General features: G+C 63.1%; 7 protein-coding genes and 2 pseudogenes. 7 read left to right on the top strand and 2 right to left on the bottom strand.

The window, feature by feature from the left end; all coding sequences use genetic code 11:
* The first annotated feature begins 125 nt into the window (after window positions 1–125).
* Window positions 126–665: pseudogene (locus TSO221_RS31940) on the top strand (recombinase family protein).
* A 71-nt stretch (window positions 666–736) separates the two neighbouring features.
* Here TSO221_RS31940 and TSO221_RS31945 read toward each other — a convergent pair.
* Window positions 737–1,150 (bottom strand): annotated as a pseudogene (locus TSO221_RS31945) (recombinase family protein); the annotation flags it as partial.
* Between the two features lie 510 nt (window positions 1,151–1,660).
* On the opposite strand from TSO221_RS31945, the gene TSO221_RS31950 reads away from it, so the two are divergent.
* The 6 genes from TSO221_RS31950 to TSO221_RS31975 all read left to right on the top strand — a co-directional run bounded on the left by TSO221_RS31950 (window position 1,661) and on the right by TSO221_RS31975 (window position 14,852).
* The gene (locus TSO221_RS31950; RefSeq protein WP_109122523.1) at window positions 1,661–3,328 is read left to right on the top strand and encodes an N-6 DNA methylase; all 1,668 of its coding nucleotides are present in this window, start codon (window positions 1,661–1,663) and stop codon (window positions 3,326–3,328) included.
* Window positions 3,329–3,447: 119 nt separating this feature from the next.
* Window positions 3,448–6,222 (top strand): hypothetical protein, encoded by a 2,775-nt coding sequence (locus tag TSO221_RS31955; RefSeq protein ID WP_158284272.1) that lies wholly within the window; start codon window positions 3,448–3,450, stop codon window positions 6,220–6,222.
* Window positions 6,219–10,553, top strand: a complete 4,335-nt coding sequence (locus TSO221_RS31960; RefSeq protein WP_109122525.1) for a helicase-related protein — start codon at window positions 6,219–6,221, stop codon at window positions 10,551–10,553. Before TSO221_RS31955 ends, TSO221_RS31960 begins: the two co-directional genes overlap by 4 nt.
* Window positions 10,554–10,558: 5 nt before the next feature.
* Complete coding sequence (locus tag TSO221_RS31965) at window positions 10,559–12,823, top strand: hypothetical protein (protein WP_146208975.1); 2,265 nt, start codon at window positions 10,559–10,561, stop codon at window positions 12,821–12,823.
* On the top strand, window positions 12,820–13,668 hold the full coding sequence (locus TSO221_RS31970) for a hypothetical protein (protein ID WP_109122527.1): 849 nt from the start codon (window positions 12,820–12,822) through the stop codon (window positions 13,666–13,668). Before TSO221_RS31965 ends, TSO221_RS31970 begins: the two co-directional genes overlap by 4 nt.
* A 77-nt stretch (window positions 13,669–13,745) precedes the next feature.
* Entirely contained in the window at window positions 13,746–14,852 is a 1,107-nt protein-coding gene (locus TSO221_RS31975; RefSeq protein ID WP_109122528.1) for an HNH endonuclease, read from the top strand.
* 285 nt (window positions 14,853–15,137) lie between these two features.
* Here TSO221_RS31975 and TSO221_RS31980 read toward each other — a convergent pair whose 3' ends face one another.
* On the bottom strand, window positions 15,138–16,691 hold the full coding sequence (locus tag TSO221_RS31980) for a DUF6538 domain-containing protein (protein WP_348770300.1): 1,554 nt from the start codon (window positions 16,689–16,691) through the stop codon (window positions 15,138–15,140).
* Window positions 16,692–16,713 lie beyond the last annotated feature (22 nt).

The following is a 16,713-nucleotide window of genomic DNA, read 5'->3' on the forward strand; positions in this document are numbered from 1 at the left end:
CAGCCGCCGATCCTTGACTCCGCCAACCATCTGGGGATTTTTCGCCCGCCCGTTTTGGGGAAACTTCATCCGGCCTTTACACGGTGCACGAGATCGGGCCGGGCGGCCGCGCCGTGCGCGGCGGCATGGCCGTCGTGCCCGAGGAGGCCGACGTGGTGCGCCGCATCTTCCGGGAGTTCGCCGCCGGCCACTCGCCGCGCGCCATCGCCCAGCACCTGAACGACGACGGCATCCCTGGCCCGTCGGGCAAGCCGTGACGCGACACGACGATCCGCGGCAACCATCGCCGTGCCACCGGCATCCTGCGCAACCGCCTGTACATCGGGCTGCGGCAGTGGGGCAAGCTGGAGTACGTCCTCGATCCCGACAGCCGCAAGCGTGTGTCGCGGGTGACCGACCAGGCGCCAGTGACGGAACGCCCGGTGCCGGAGTTGCGCATCGTCGACCAGGAGCTGTGGGAGGCGGTGCAGGCGCGCCTGGACGGCATCCGCCAGAGCGGCACCGTGGCCAAGATCGTGGAGAGCGAATTCTGGAAGCGCCGGCGGCCGCTGCACGTGCTGACCGGCAAAGTGCTCTGCGGCAGCTGCGGCGGCGTCTTCACCAACGTCGGACGCGACTACTTAGAACCTATTCCGGTAGGGAGTATGCAGCGCCTGATCTGTTGACCCTCCAGTGCATTCCGGCACGGAGGGTCAACAGAGCAGGCGAAACCTGATCCCTACTGGAATAGGCTCTTATAGACCCCGTCCGCTTTGGCCCTGGCGATCCCCTCCATCTGCCGCTCCTTCCGCAGGTTTGTCTCGAACTCGGCGAACACACCCAGCATGTCGAGGAACGCCTTGCCAGCCGCGGTGCCAGTGTCGATGGGCTGTTGCAGAGCCCGAAGGGCGGCGCCCTTGGCCCTTAACGTGCGCACCACGTCCTGCAAATCGGCAATGGATCGGGCCAGTCGGTCGATCCGCGTGACCACCAACTCATCACCGGCCTGGATGAAATCCAACACGGTCTTCAGCTCCGTGCGGCCCGCGGTGCTGGTGCCGGTCACCTTCTCGGAGCGGATCACAGTGCAACCCGCCGCCTCCAAGGCGGCGAACTGGATGGAAAGGTCTTGGTCGGTCGAGCTGACGCGAGCGTAGCCGATCTTCGCCATGATGCGCCCCTGTGTCTCGGATGGGCTTAGACCCGCATCATAAGTCGTCTCGAAATCCAGAAAAAACCCAAATAAGACACGCTTGGCGTCTCATCAGTACGTATCGCATGGGTAAACCCTCTCAAGACGAAGTGGCGGCGCCCCTCCAAGTCAGGATGCGGGCCACAGCGCCCGCGCAGGGCGGGTGCCGGAGCCAAGCACCCAAGGCAGCATGTCGGTGTCCGCAGTGCACGAAGAAGGTGATGGGCTCTGGTATGCGTTGGCTTCAGCCAGCACCGTGAGCGCCGAAATTTTAGAAATTTGCGGGACTTTTTCGCAACGACAGATTACCCTGGCTCAAAAAGGATCACAAGCCAGGCATTGACTCGGATGGTGATGGGGGACACTCGTACAGATCCTGTATTGCTTCCAGCGCCATTCCCTCCCTCCTTGCGTGTCCCATCATCGTCGACCGAGAGAATCGGCCACACAGATGCGGCATATATTGCGGTGCTTGCAGAGGTTCTTTGAATGAGTCGGCAGGCGATCAATGAATTCCTGGCTCATGAATACGCGCGCTTGGCGGATTCTGTTGAAAGCCCAGAGCGGATTTGCCTGGAAATCTTCGAGACGATGGCTCGAAGAGAGTATGTGTCCTGTAGTAGGCGCGTTGATGCGGCCTTAAGCGGCCTAAATGCGGACCAGGTTGAATACATTGTTTCCTCGCTCTACACAAAGATCATTGGCAAAGACCGCCAAAGTGAACTAGCGGCATTTTTCACGCCGCCGTGGCTTGCCAAGACTTTGCTGGATGTTGCAGAAGAATGCGGTGCTGATTGGTCGCGGCATCGCGTTCTTGATCCCGCCTCCGGAGGAGCGGCATTCGTGTCTCCGCTCGCCAGTCGCATGGCCGGCCTTCCAACTTCTGTGCTGGTAGAGCGGCTGCGAGGCGTCGAAATCGATACTGGGCTGGCCGCCCTGTCTCAGGCCTTTTTGCGTCACCGTCTCGTGAACAGGTTCGGAGTCTCAGACACTGAAGCATCTGAATTGTCTACTCGGATCGTTACGTGCGCCGACGCTCTTGCGATGGAGGTCTGCGAACCTTTTGACGTGATCGTCGGCAATCCGCCCTACGGCAAACTGTCCCGCCGGCGGGCGAGTGCGCTCTATGAACGCCATGCCGACATCGTGAGCGGTGCGCTGAACCTTTACACGGTGTTCGTGCGCGAATCGCTGGAGCGATTGCGCCCAGGCGGCCTGCTGGCGTTTGTAATTCCTTCCGGCTTCCTCGGAGGGCCGTACTTTGCGCGGTTCCGGGAACGGGTGCTCGAACTTGCGTGGGTCGAGCGCATCGATCGCGTTCAGGAGCGGCATGGTGTGTTCGTCGACGTGCAGCAGGACACCTGTCTGCTCATCCTGCGCAAGAAGGGGGCTTCCCGCGCGAGGGGTGCTTTTCCCGCATCGGCATGGCTATCGGAAACCGAGGGGCGACGCGAAGGATGGGAGGTTGCCATTCCTGATGCCGGAAATGCGCCTTGGATCTTCCGCGAGCGGACGACTGGCTACCGGGCCAAGGGCGACGGACTAGGGCTGCCGGGGAGTGCCTCTTCCTCCAACCTGATAACCTGGGGATGGAAGGTGGGCGTCGGCGCGCACGTTCCCCATCGCGGTCCCGGTGAGCCACACGAACGGCTGCGGAAGGGGCGTTTCCCGTTGGTTTGGGAGAAATGCATCCGTCATGACGGGTCCTTCGATTTCGATGCCTTGCGGGGCAGTGGGAGGGCGGCATTCCTTGAAATTGCCGACAATGCAGCAGCCATCGTACGGACCCCATGCGTGCTCGTTCAGCGCACCAGCAACAGCAAACAGAAGCGACGGCTGTTCGCCGCTGCGGTACCGCAGGCGTTCCTAGAGCGGTACGGCGGCTTTGTCGGCGAGAACCACGTTGTCCAGGTGGTTCCCGGTCCGATGGCCCGCTTTGATCCGGCGGTGATCGCGGCTGTGCTGAACTCGGCTGCCGTGAATGCAACGTTTGCCGCGATGTCCGGATCAGTGAACGTCTCCGCGCGCCTGCTGGCGCAAACGCCGCTACCCGATCCAGATGCTTTCGAAGAAGCCCTGCGCCGCGGCTGCGACGTGGAAGACGCGTTGGAGGAAAGCACGGCGAGCGGACGCACCTTCGCCGGGAGCCACCTTTGAAGCGATCTCGAACACGGCACGCCAGAGCCGCGCGTAGTCGGGGTGCCGAAGGATCCAAATCCAGTGGCACACTACTACAGGAGAGGAAGCGAGCGCCGATGACGTCACAAGGATCGTCTTTGATCGATCGCGCCGTCGGTCCGACCACGCAGGGTGGAACGGCAACGTCGAAGCCATCCTCTTCGATGGGAGGGCCGGCGACGCGTTGCGACGTCTTGCTGACACCGCTGTTCATGCGCGCTGGCGCTCCCGACGAACGCCTTGGCATAGGGATTGCCACCAGGGACATGCTGGACGTCCTGGCGAGTACCGCTGGCAGGAACCTGGATACGGTTTTGATTTCCTGGCCTGACCGTCCACAGAGCCAGTTCGCTCTGCACTGCCTAGAAGCGTTGCGCCGCCAGTTGCAGATCCCTACCCGTGAGAAAGGTAACGGGGGTAGTGGGGCATGCACCGTGCCGACCTTGACTACTCTCTACTTTCCGGGGCGTCCGTCCGTCGGTGCGGTCACGCGCAATCTGCTATTAGACCGCGAGGTGGTCGCCGACATATCCCGCCGCCGGTTGACGAGCCATGCGGAGGCCGAGCGCCTGAGCGGTCGATCGTGGGACAATCCCGACACGGTTTCCTTGTACGCATGGGATCTGATGATGGTTCGTCTGCGCGACGCCATCCGTCCGCCGTCCCGCCGCCACGGAACTCGGCGGCAATCGGTTCCTGTATCGGTGCGTCACCCGAGACTGTCGGAGTTGTTCCCCATCTTCGAACCGGATGAAGCCGGTACTGACTACCCGACCGCGGAAGCCCGCCTGCTGCATCGCATGCGTAACTGGACGGCCCTGTTTGAGGAAGGGGTTCCGGCCGATCGCCTCGCAGAAATGGCTGCTGACCCGGTCTTCTGCCCGTTCCGTCTCTTCACCATTCCAGGCGAATCTCCCAAACGTTGGCTGCCGCTGCTCAGGACTGAGGCCCTTCGCAAGCGTCCCATTGATGTCGTGATGATCGATCTTACCCGTCGGGGGCGTGATGCGCTGGGCGTGGATTGGGGGAAGCGCCTCACGACGTTCCTCGACCATTTGGATGCAAATGTGGTCGTCGCACCGCCGACGCTGGTGATAACCGAGAGCCCCTTCGTCGCCAAGACGGCCCGCGAGATCGTTTCAAACCGTCTGCGCGCCCGGCGGCGCGGTGCGACGGCAGCGGAACGTAGTCCTGCCCGTCTGATCGGTGTGCTGACTGAGGATGGTGCTACGCTGGGAGGCAGCGAGTCGCAAAGCACGTCGCCGCTGCACCCGCTGAACGTCTCCGTGTATCTGAAAGACGTTTCATTGATGGCACTACGCGACATGACGCTGGGCGCCGTCCGCGAACTGCAAGAGTATGGAAGCGATGGCCTGCAGGCCTCCTCCCATGTCCGTCGCGCCTACGGCTTCGTCCGCCGAGCCGTTGGGCTGCCGTGCGGGCTGCGCGCCGCTCAGATGGTTCTACGCCGTGATCGGGCGAACGAGGAAGGCGAGATACCGGAGACGTTGGCGTCCCAGTACTTTGAGGCGAAGGTCCTAGCGGACCTCTCGGACGCTGCAGCGCGCGTCCCCGCTTTCGCTCAGCAGATTCTGGCATACGGCGAACTGATTCGGCGTTTCCTTGCCGATCTACAGACCAGCACGCCAATCAGCCGGACGCTGGACAAACTGCTGGAAGAACTAACGCGCAAGTCCACCAAATCAATCATAGTTCTGCCAAGCGCCGAAGCCGTCGAATTCCTTGAGGCGCGGCTGGCTGCCGATCGCAACGGACAGGACCTCAGCCTGCGCATGGAGGACAAGGTACAGATTGTGAGCCGGCACCTGCTGGGCGACGCTTTGCGCCAAGCCGCCCAACGGTCTTCAGGCGTCAAGCGGGTCGCTCTGGTGCAGCCGCGGCTGGAGGAAGTCCGCAAGGTGCTGTTGATGCCGGATACCGATGCAACGTTCCTCCTTCTGGACGATGCGGCCGGCATTGGTCTTGTCGCCGCCGACCTAGCGGGCATTACGGGCGTTCCCGGTCTTGAACGCGTTGCCGAGCGTGTCCGGAGCCTGCTGGACCAGATCTCGGATCGGCAGGATCAGTTGCCTGATCCATCCCTGGAGATTGATGTTCCTCTTCCAATTTCCCGAACGCTGGACTTCACGCGGGACGAGGGACAGCGGTACGACGGGCCGATCGTTGAATTGACCGTCAGCAGTAGTTTCAAGGTGCGCTACCGTCCGAACAGCGACGCCCTGCTGCTGACGGACGACGACCTCCAGCCGTTCCGCCGCTGTCATGCGTCCGAGGTGGAGGTCGGCAGCCGCATGCTGGTGCTGAGCCCACCGCTGATGGAGCGGTTACGCAAGACCTTCGCGCGTCGGGGCAATACCTCAGCGGTTCTGCGCCTCTACCATGACGAAGTTGCAAGCGCGCGAGAACGGATACCCGGCAGGAGCCGAACCGAGAAGGCGCGGCATGTGCTGAACATGCTCTTGCGGGCTGACGGCGCTCGGTTCACGGATTCTGACCTCGACAACGTGCGGCGTTGGCTGGCCGTCGACCCGACTGCCGACGACGGCGTACCGAACGCGCCTCGCGATCTAACCCGCTACCGCGCCTTCGCCAAAGCGATCGGCATCCAGCCGGCCCTCATCGATACGCTGTGGCGCGATGGCATCCACATCTCGCGGCGCTTCAATATCTCGGAAGGTCTGGGGTTCCATCGCCGTTACGTCCACTTCCTCATGGACCCGGATACCACGCTGGCGAAGGCTGCCGGCCAGGAAGAGGAACTTGCCGCCCTGTGGCGGGACGTTCTCGATGACGTGTCGCTCGTCGTCGGTTCCCGCATCATCGAGCCGAAGAAAGGGGGGATTAAATCATGACGCCGCCCGCCTACCCGAACCGCGATGAAGCCATCGAACTGAAAGAGGCCGTGGTCGACGCCCTACTCGGTCTCACTTACGCCCGCTGCGCCGGCGAGGCGGAATTCGGCGAAGTGATCTATGGTGCGCTGCCGAGCCGCAAACTGGTGACCGGCTTCCTGCTGCCGCGCTTCAACGCCGCTGGTGTTGACGACACCACGGACATCCGCATCGCTGCCCACGGCATGGATTTCCAGGTCGATCGCGCGCTGGCCAAGTTCCTCGTGCGACCCCGCCTTTCGGTCTACGTACGCCTCCTGCCAACCGCCGACGATCTGTTCAGCCCCGATGCGGCCCGCCGCTGGGACCTGCTGCCGCGCACGCGTCTCAAGCCGGAGATCGAGCGCGCCATTGTGCGGCGGATCCGCGAACGTATGACGGCGACGAAACCGGCCGAGCGCGAGGGGTCTGCGGCTTACCGGGAGCGACGCAACGCGATCACGGTGGACGTGATGTGCAACGAATTCAATATACGTCTACGGGACGCCAACGACGGCAACGGGGATGCGTCTCCTGCGGATGATGTGGCGGTCGGCGACGGCGCTCTCGACGACGGCATTGTTGAAGGCGGTGAGGCAAATGCTGGCGCGGCGCAGAGCACGGACGCTCAGGAGGAGGCACCGGCACAGGAGAACGGCATCGCTGAGCGCACCGCACGCCTGACCATCGGCGGCAGCGGGCATGTGATTCCCGACGACTTGGCCGTCGGCGAACCCACGCCGTTCAAGTGGAAGCGTCTGGAGATCGCGACCGAGCCCTTCGAGGCCGACCTGACGGACCCGAACTTCGGCAGCCACCTTGACGCTTACAACGAGCGCCTAGTCGGGTGGGTGACGGCCGCAATCGCGAACTGGACACAGACTGAGGAGGGCCGTCTGTGGGGGTGGCGGAAGGGGCTGCTGAAGCCGAGCGACTACCGTGACCAGACGTCTTGGAACGGCTGGCTCGACCAGGTACGCCGCCGCCTACCCAACCCGGATCCGCTCGACCTTAATCCGGGGCTGGTGCCGTTCCTCGACGTGGATGCGGCTCCAGATCCCTTTGATCCGGACCGCCTGAACGTGCGTGTGGCGCTGGAAAACCAGACCAGCCTTCCAGATCCACGCCAAGCCGTCGACCGAGAGTTCGGCCTTTTCCAAACCGGCGTGCAGGTTGCCCTACCACCGGGTGTTCTCCTGCAGATGTCGATGGAACGTGTCAAGCCGTCCTACCACCTCGCCGGCTACTTGAGCCAGCCCGCGATCGGTGTGAATGGCGGCGTGATTCACGATGTTCGGACCGGTGACGGACTGGAGGTGCTGGACAGCACCTGGATGCCACGCTGGGTCCAACCGCGCATCGTTCCTAACGACGTTCCTGGTGTCGTCGTCGACTACGAGACCCTTTCCACGGATGCCGAGACCGGCCTTGATGGCCTGGACGTTCTGGTGTCGGCCATGGAGGACTGGATCGATGGTCCCCAGGGGATCGTTCATCTCGATCCAACTGAGGGAATCCCGCCGGAGGATGCTGCGGCACGCGACCGTGAGCGCAACCGCCTTGACCGCGACCTGAGGGCATGGCGAGACGAATGTGCCGCCATCCGCAGAGGCGCCTTGCTCCTGCGACGGTCGCGGGCAGTGTACGTCACGGATCCGGCTGCCCCGAGGGCATTTCCATTCCGCGCTTGGCTGGCGCTGAACCGTACTTTCGCGAACGCCGGCCGCAGCAAGGGGCACACCACATGGCGTCTGTTCCAGATGGCATTTGTGGTGGCCCATATCCCCTGTTTGGCCTCGCGCATGCCGGAATTCCAGGGCCCGGATCCCGAATGGAACTTCTACCACCCGGAGCATGAGGGGCGGGCGACGCTTCTCTATTTTTCTACGGGCGGCGGCAAATCGGAAGCCTTCTTCGGCGTCCTGATCTTCGCCCTGTTCCTCGACCGCCTGCGCGGCAAGCGGCGCGGCATCACGGCGCTGATCCGCTACCCACTGCGGCTTCTGACCCTTCAGCAATCGCAGCGCCTAGCCCGCACGCTGACGCACGCCGAATTGGTCCGCCGGTCGATCCCGGATATTGCGGGAACCGACTGCGCGCCATTCGAGATCGGCTTCTGGGTTGGGTCAAGCAACACGCCGAATCGCACTATGTCCGGCAGTTCGGTGATCGATGACCTGCGATCCATCCCGCCGGTCACGGACACCCGCAGCGAGGCTGCGCTTCGTACCGTCCCCGGATACGTTGAGCGCTCGCTCGCCTACAACAAACTCCCGGTCTGCCCGTTTTGCGGCAGTCAGACCGTGCTCCGCCTGTTTCCGGCACAGGCCAACCGTCTTGGCATCGTCTGCACGAACGCGGACGATTGCGCATGGAATGCCGCGCACGCGGCACCCGAGGCGCTGCCGTTCCTCCTGGTCGATTCCGACATCTACCGGAGGGCTCCGGCGGTGCTCCTTGGCACCGTGGACAAGTTGGCGATGATCGGCAATCACCAGAGCACGATCAACAAGATCACGGGGATGTTCGGCCTAGCGCGCTGGTACGATCCGACGTCCGGGCTGCTGGAAAGTCCCGATGACCCAGACACCCTCAGGGAACCGCCGCCGCGCGGATTGCGCCGGGTGCGCCCTGCTTACGATGTGGATGCAGACGAGATCTTCCACGACCCGTTCCCGAGCATTTGCATCCAGGACGAGGGACATCTGCTAGAGGAGTCGCTCGGCACGTTCTCGGCGCTGTTCGAGACGACCCTAACGACTTGGTTCCGTTACTTGGCGGGCCTGCTGGGGAACCGGGTCGCGCGGGTGCCGGGATCGGGCGAACCGCGCATGCCGAAGATCATCGCAGCCTCGGCGACGGTGTCCGATGCCGATCGCCAGATCGGCACGCTGTACCAGAAGGAGGTGGCGCAGTTTCCCCATCCTGGTCCGCGCCTCTACCGATCCTTCTATGCCCGCCTAGCCACCCTCGGGGACCCGGCGCGGGCGGCATTGTCTTCACGCCTCCTCGACCAGGAGGTGCTGGCGCCATGGATGCGCGTTTACGTTTCCCTAATGACGAATGGACGGCCGCACACCACGACAACGGTCGCGGTTTTGGCGAGGTTCCATTTGTGCATCACGACGCTGCTGCGGGATCTCCTAGATCCGGTCAGGGCTCCAGCGGTCTATGCGCTTATGGAGCGCTTCCAGAGCGAGGGCTTGCTACGCGACCGTCACGTGGCCGCGTTGCGGGGAGCGCAGGCCCACGGACGCATGGACCTGCTGGCAGAACTCGTCGACCTGCACCGCATTGCCTTGACATATGTCACCAACAAGAAGGGTGGCGATCAGTTGCTGGCGGCGATGGTTGGGGAAGTGCAGGCGGTCCATCGCGAGGCGGACAGCCCGATCTACGCCCTGCTGACCGAACTCATTTCGGGCGGTGTCGATGCCGCGACCATTCAGGCTATCATGAAGCGGGCCGAGAACTCGCCTCCGGTTGGCACGCGTCCGCTTGATGAACTGCTGCGTGGCATCGTCGCCACCTCGGCGATTTCGCACGGCGTGGACGTGGAGCAGTTCAATAGCATGTTCTTCGCCGGATTGCCGTCGGACATCGCCGAGTACATCCAAGCCTCCTCGCGCGTCGGGCGCACTCATGTCGGCTTTTCGATGCTGATCCCGACGCCGCAGGCCCGGCGTGACCGCTATGTGGTCGAAGTGCACGCTGCCTTCCACCGCTTCCTAGAACGCATGATCGCCCCACCGGCAGTGGAACGCTGGGCCGATCGCGCCATCCAGCGCGTCATCCCCAGCCTGTTCCAGAACTGGCTCGTCGGCTGTCTCTACCAACGTTCCTTTAAGGAGAAGCCGGAGGGCTCAAAGCACTTAGCGCGCCGCTTCTACCGGATCGAGGCGATCGTCAACGAGATGGCCGAACTCGGACGGGACGAATTCGTTCGTCGCGCGGTGGCGCATATCGTGGACGCTATCGCGGTGGACGGCCCCCAGTGGCCGGCGGGCGACCCCGGCTACTACCGGAACATCGTTGCTCGCGAGGTGCAGAACATCGTCAACGAGGTCGACAGCGGGAACTTCAACCAAGCCGAACTGCACCGCTTCTGGAAGGCCAGCCAAGCCCTGCCGTTCGCACCGATGACGTCGCTGCGCGACGTGGACCAAGGCGGGTTGATTGTTCCGGCCAGGCGCTCCGCCCGCGCCAGGCCGATCTCCAGCGATGAAATCAACGACATCATGGCGTTCATCCGCAACGGCGGCGATTCGGGTTCTGACGCCTCCGAGATGGACGATGACGAGGGGAGGGAGTAGCGGAAATGGCCAAAGGTCCTTCCATGTCGCGCTCGCGCGGCCAGATCGCTTCGGTCTATGCGCCGGGTTCCTTCTTCACGTTCGAGGGCGGGCGCGGAGCCTGCGTGGCTGTTCCCGAAAGTGCCGAGCCCGCCGGGCTGCCCGCACTTACCGAGACACAAATCTTCGAACAGATCCGCGAGTACGCCACGGTCTGGGAGACGCGCGCTCGGCGGCGCTCTGCCGACCGTGGTGGGCCGGGGCCCGACGTACCAATCCGGCTGGCAGTCGACCGATCGCTGGTTGGTGTTGGCGGGCAACTCGACCTCAGTCGCGACCAATTCGTGTTCCTGGCACCGTCACTGATGGGCTATGTCCCTGAGCCGATGTCGTTCGTCTGCAAGACCTGTGGTCTTCTGGCGACGATCCCCGATGCATCCCAGTTCACCCGCCAGCGCGAGCAGATGTGCCAGGGCTGTCCTGAGCGCGCCCAAGGGAGGCCATGCTACGGCGGCTGGGAGCAGTTGGACGTTGTGTGGGTGCACTGGTCTGGCGGCTGGGACCCAATCACACCGGCGCGACGCATCGTTACCCGAGAAGGACTAAAGACCGACGATCGCTGCCAAGTCTGCGATAGTCGTCGTTATCGATTGGTGCGTGGTGGACCGCAGTTCTCAGATTGGTACTTCGAATGTACCAATCCGGCGTGCCGGACCAGACGCGAGATGATTCAACAGGATCACGACACTCTCAAGGAAATCGGTGCTGACGTGGTCGCGAGCGCCAATGGGCACGTCCGCAAAGAGGTCAACATGGAGCCGACGTCCTACCGCGCGTCGGTGGCCTACTACGTTCACGGCGACCGTCTCTTGGTGTTTACGGAGAACCGGTGGATCGACCTGCTGCGGGCAGAGCAGCAGACGAACCTCTATGGCTTCCTGCTTGAGCAGTTCAACTACCCGGTCCGCCCACTCAGCGATGCAGAGAAGGTTGAGATCCTGCGCCAGAAGGGGCGCGAGCATGAGTGGACTTCCTACCAATCCATCGCTCGGGCCGTCGCAGATCTTGAGGGCAAGCCCGGCATGGAGGCGACCGTGGAAGGGCTGCGGAACGCCATGCGCACAAATGAGGAAAACTGGGCGGAGGACTTCGACGTCGCGCGCGCTGATGTGCCACTGCTGCGCAACCAAGTCATCGGTCGTATCGACGCGGTCCGCTTTATCAAGCGGTACGATCCGATGCGTCTGGCGGTCGAGCACAAGACTTTGGAATTCGAGCGCATTCTCACCACCGCCACCGGGCGGGGCGGCCGACGCATCAGCACGCGCGTCGACGCCCCCGACGAGCATCTGCTCCCGGACGGAATGACGGCGCCGCAGGTCGAGATCATGAACCGCGAAACCCGGCGCCGGCTCGACGCGATCGGCATCGAGGATATGCGGCTCGTGAGGGAATTCGAGATCTGCGAATACTCCTTCGGGTTCACGAGGACGTCGCCTTACCCGACGACCGAACGGATGCAGATCGAAATGCCGGTCCGACTCAACCTGTTCCAGAAGGTGCAGACGCCGGGGCCGGGCGGCGCGCGGCATCCGATCTACGCACAGCGCCAGTCGAACGAGGCGTTCTACGTGCGCCTCAAAGAACCCCTGGTTTGCGATTGGTTGGAGCGCAATGACGTCGGCGTGGCTTTGGCGCCGGGGCAACGCCTGGGCGGTCCGCTCATCGAGCGGTTCATCCCTGAGAACTTCACCCGCTTCGTCGATGCCTACCGCAAAGAGGATAGCGTCCCGCGTGATCCCTACGCCTACGTGTTCAGCCTGCTGCACACGCTGTCACATGCGATGATCGAGGTGATGGCGGAACTGAGCGGCCTGGACCAGGGATCGTTTGGTGAACACCTGTTCGTACCCGACCTCGCATTCGTCGTGTACCGACGCGGCATGACCATGGACCTTGGCAACCTTTCGGCCATGTGGCGAAACTACTCGTCGGTCACGGTCGGCAACCAAGTGATTGAGACACTTGTTCACCCCTCAGCCCTACGTTGCGGTACCGGGTCGCTCTGTAACAAGCGCGGCGGAGCATGTCCGGATTGCATCATGATCCCCGAGACCTCGTGCCTGTGCGGCAACAACCTGCTGAGTCGCTCCTTCCTGGGTGGGCGTGGCGTTCCGCACTGGGACCAGGACAAGACGACGCTGGCCGGTTACTACGAAGTTGCCCAAGCCGCTCTTGCCGCCGCGAGTCCGGCCTGCGGTTTGCCACCGGGCGGGGGAATGGGGCTGTGACCGCCGCCACACCGCCCGGCCTGCTGACTGCGCTCGGAGCGAACCTGCGCATCGCCTGGCTTGCTGCCACGGTGGTTGCCAGCCGTCCGGGGCGCTTCCTCGACCTGGAGGACTTTCGCGCTGGCGGCGTCGCAGTTCCCCTGCAGGGCGCGCTTCCCGACGTCCTGGCCATTTTCGTCCGCTATGGTTGGGTTGCGGCGACCGGCCCCTGGCAGTGGCGGTCACTCGGCTCCATGCCGGCAGAACTGCCATTGCTGCTCCGCGGAGCCGCCGACATGGCCGCTTTGCCCCGGCATGACGACGAGCCCGCTGTTGTCTTGACGCGGCCGGGCAGGGAGTCAGCGCTCGTTCGGGCACTCGATCAGTCCGGCCCAGTCGTGGCTCGCCTCCACGACACCGACAACGTATTCGGCGACATTGCCCGGAAGGCGGAACGATTCTTCGGGGTTGCCATGCCGTTCGTAAACGAGGCGGGGGCCGCGTGGATCGCCGAACTCTTCGCACTCACGGCGGGTATGGATCCGATGAAGGCGGCCCGCCTGCTTGTCGTCCGAGACTGGCCCGTAGTGTCCATCCGGTTCGCCGCAGTCCTCCCTGGACTGAAAGCGCTCGGGGTCGAGATCGTCGACTACATGCTGCACGACGCAGACGGTTCCGGATTCGAGACGTTCCACGCGAAGATCGTGCTTGCCGATGAGGACTATGCCTACGTCGGCAGCGCCAACACCTGGACAGGACCACGCCCATCCATGGAGACCGGTGTACGCATTGGTGGGCGGGCTGCCCGCGACGTGGCTGTGGTCTTGCGAGCCATGCAGCGGGTCTCAAAACCAATCACCCCTTAATTCGGAACAGTATCCGAACGGTACTGACACCAGACTTCGAGAGGCTCTACAATCACCGCGCGAGAAATCTTGGGGGAATGATGCCGGGCATCCACGATCTCACCGTTGCGGACATCAGGAAGGTCTTGACGCGGTTCAGGACGATCGGCCGCAAGCGTTTCCTCGCTGAATACAAAGAGGCGAGGGCTGATGGGGCATCCAGCCACTTCGTGCTCTGGTCAGGTCGTCTCTACGACCTAAAGGCCGTGGTGTACGCGGCTTACTTCGAGCGCTTTAATACACCGCTACGCGAAAGCCCGCATTCGCGAGTAATGCAGGATGCATTGTTGTCGCTCGCCGACGGCTCCGTGCAGACCTACTACGTTCCGCACCTGAAGACCGTCCAGATTCCCGAGGGAGACAACGGCTTCCGTACCGTTCTTCCGAACGAGTTGGTCAATAAGGAACACTTCCATCGTGTTCGTGACTTCGGACATGGGACGGCAGAGACTGACGACCAGAACGTATTCCTGGAACGGTTGGATGAGATCGTCGTTGCCACAGGAAATCCGCGTGTGCCGTGGATCTTTCGCGAAGCGAGTGGCGGTATCCGTAAGATCGACAAGGGCCGCGCGAGGTTCACACTCAATGGCTGGCGTGCGTGGACCCCGCTCGAACTCGAAGCCGACGACTACCTGACGAGCATCGTTGTGGGAGAGGCGGAGGGATCGGCCCTAGAAACCGGCGACGCCGCAGCCGATGGGCTGGGAACAGTCGAGCGGCAGAAGGCAACAGGATTGCGGAGACCTGAACAGGAGCGCTTCCGCAACATGATGCTCACACACTACCGGAACAGATGCGCCGTAACTGGTGCTGCCACAAGGTCTGCCCTCGACGCGGCGCATATCCGAAGCCTCGAAGGTCAGGACGACAACGGCTCCGACAATGGAATTCTGCTGCGCACGGACGTCCACCGGCTGTTCGACCAACACATGATCACGTTGTCGGTCGATGGGCTATGGATCGAGGTGAGTCCATCCTTGATTGACCCCCATTACGCCTTCTTGAGCGGTGCGTCGGTGTCACGCCCTTTCATCGGAGCGCCCCCCTCGCGAGAAAAGATCGCTGAACGTCGTCGGCAGTTTCACAAGGCGGAGCGGAAGCGCAAAACTAGTGCAGCGAAACTCCTCCACTCACCCAAATAGGCATGCTTTTCCCGCACGCGCGGGGGTGAACGCTGCTCCTCAACCACGGGGGCGGGGGCGGTGATCAGTGACGACCTGTCGCAGGTGGTGAGCCCCACACAAAGGCACCACACAATTCACGCGGCTGCATTCGCTAAGTTATTGAGAAATCTTGATGAACTGACGAGAATGCCCCCTCACCTAGGGGGCGACGCACCTTCAGGATGAGGCAGGGCCATCCGGAATCAAAAGAGCAACCGGCCTGTCTTTCCAGGGGGATGGATGCCCGAGGCCGGTTCGACGCGATTATCGAAAAAGGTAAAGGTGCGTCAGGTCCACCGGCGATCTGACGCTCTCGGCCACAAGCCGGGCCTCGTCAGGAGCCAGATCGCGCCCATACCCGTCGCCGACGGCTTCGCCTTCGTGACCGAACACCTTGTTCATGATCTCGTCCCCCAACTTGGCAGCGCGGAGTTGCTGACGGAAGTTGTGACGTAGGCTGTAGGCGACAATTGCCGGATCATCCAGACCGATGTCGTCCATGTAGCGGTTGAGCCACTTCGACCAGTCTGCCGAGGCATTAGGCCCCTCGACCATCCCGCGCCCACGCCGCACCTGTTCGGCGGACCACCGCTCGATGCCGAGGCGCCGCAGTTCGGGCAGCACCGGCACCAGCCGGGCGCCAGCGCTCGTCTTGGTCGCGTGCCTAAAATCTAGGCATAACGTTCCGCCAACATCGGCCAGCGTGGACGGCATCGATGCGATCTCCTCGGTTCGCGCACCACTCAGAAGTGCGATCAGGAAAAACCAAAAGGGCTCATCCCGGTAGACTTCGCGACCGGGTGTCGAGCGGCGGGATCGAGTCTTGCAACCGACGAAGAGCGGTGAGTCGTAGAGCCGTGCCAGTTCCGCAGGCGTCAACGCTCGCCGTGCCGCGCGCCCGTCACGCTCTTCGCGAGTTTCGGAACGCGGTTGTACGCCGTCAGCCGGATTCGAGGGAATGAGCCCAGCACCTGCCGCCCAGCCGAAGAGCCCCTTCAGATGGCTCAGCATTTTGATGATGCTGGACCGCGCCATGTGTGTGCGACCGACCCTGTTGATGGGACGGTCCCGGAGGTGGTCCGCGAACGCCTTCATGTCGGCTTTCGTTACTTCTGCCAGGGGCTTCCGCCCGATCAACTGCTCACACTCCCGGAAAGCCTGCAGATGGCTCACCTTGGCCGATGCGCCGATGGACGGGCGGTCAGCGAAGAACCTATCGATGATGTCCGGCCACGGTTGCCCCGATTCCGCCGGCAGTGCCGGTACCACCGGTCCTGCGACCGTGGCCGGCGGTGCCGCTTCAAGGCGCGCCACGGCGTCCGCGAGGCGCCGATAGCGCGCATCATCCAGCACGATCCGGGCCGCCTCAGCGTCAGCGTCGCTGATCGCCGTTGCCGCCGCGCTCAGCCGCGCGCGCTCGGATTCGACGGCCATGGCCTCGACCCGCGTCGCCGCAACTTCCGATTGGGCCTCTGCGTTGAGCGTCTTCATCCGCCGCTGCAGCGCTGCCCTGACCTGCGGCGGCATCAGCGCGACGGCTTCGGGCGACACGTCGACGGTCCATACCTGCTCATCCAGCAGGGTGTTGAGATCGTCCAGGGTCGTGATCTGTAGCCGCTCCGTCACCGTCCGAATCTCCGCAAAAGCCCTCTGAATGGAGGATAGCCGTTCGCCGGCTATGACGCGCGCATCTTCCACGCGGCTCGTACCGAGCGTGCGGGTCACGTGTGTTTTGCCTAATACGGGGACGATTTCAGCCGGAACACGCGCGCGCACAAAGAATGCGCGCCGCCGCTGGATCACGAAAGAAGGTAACACGCTTGACCTCCGACGTGTGTAT

The sequence above is a fragment of the Azospirillum sp. TSO22-1 genome, assembly GCF_003116015.1.
Lineage (GTDB): Bacteria > Pseudomonadota > Alphaproteobacteria > Azospirillales > Azospirillaceae > Azospirillum.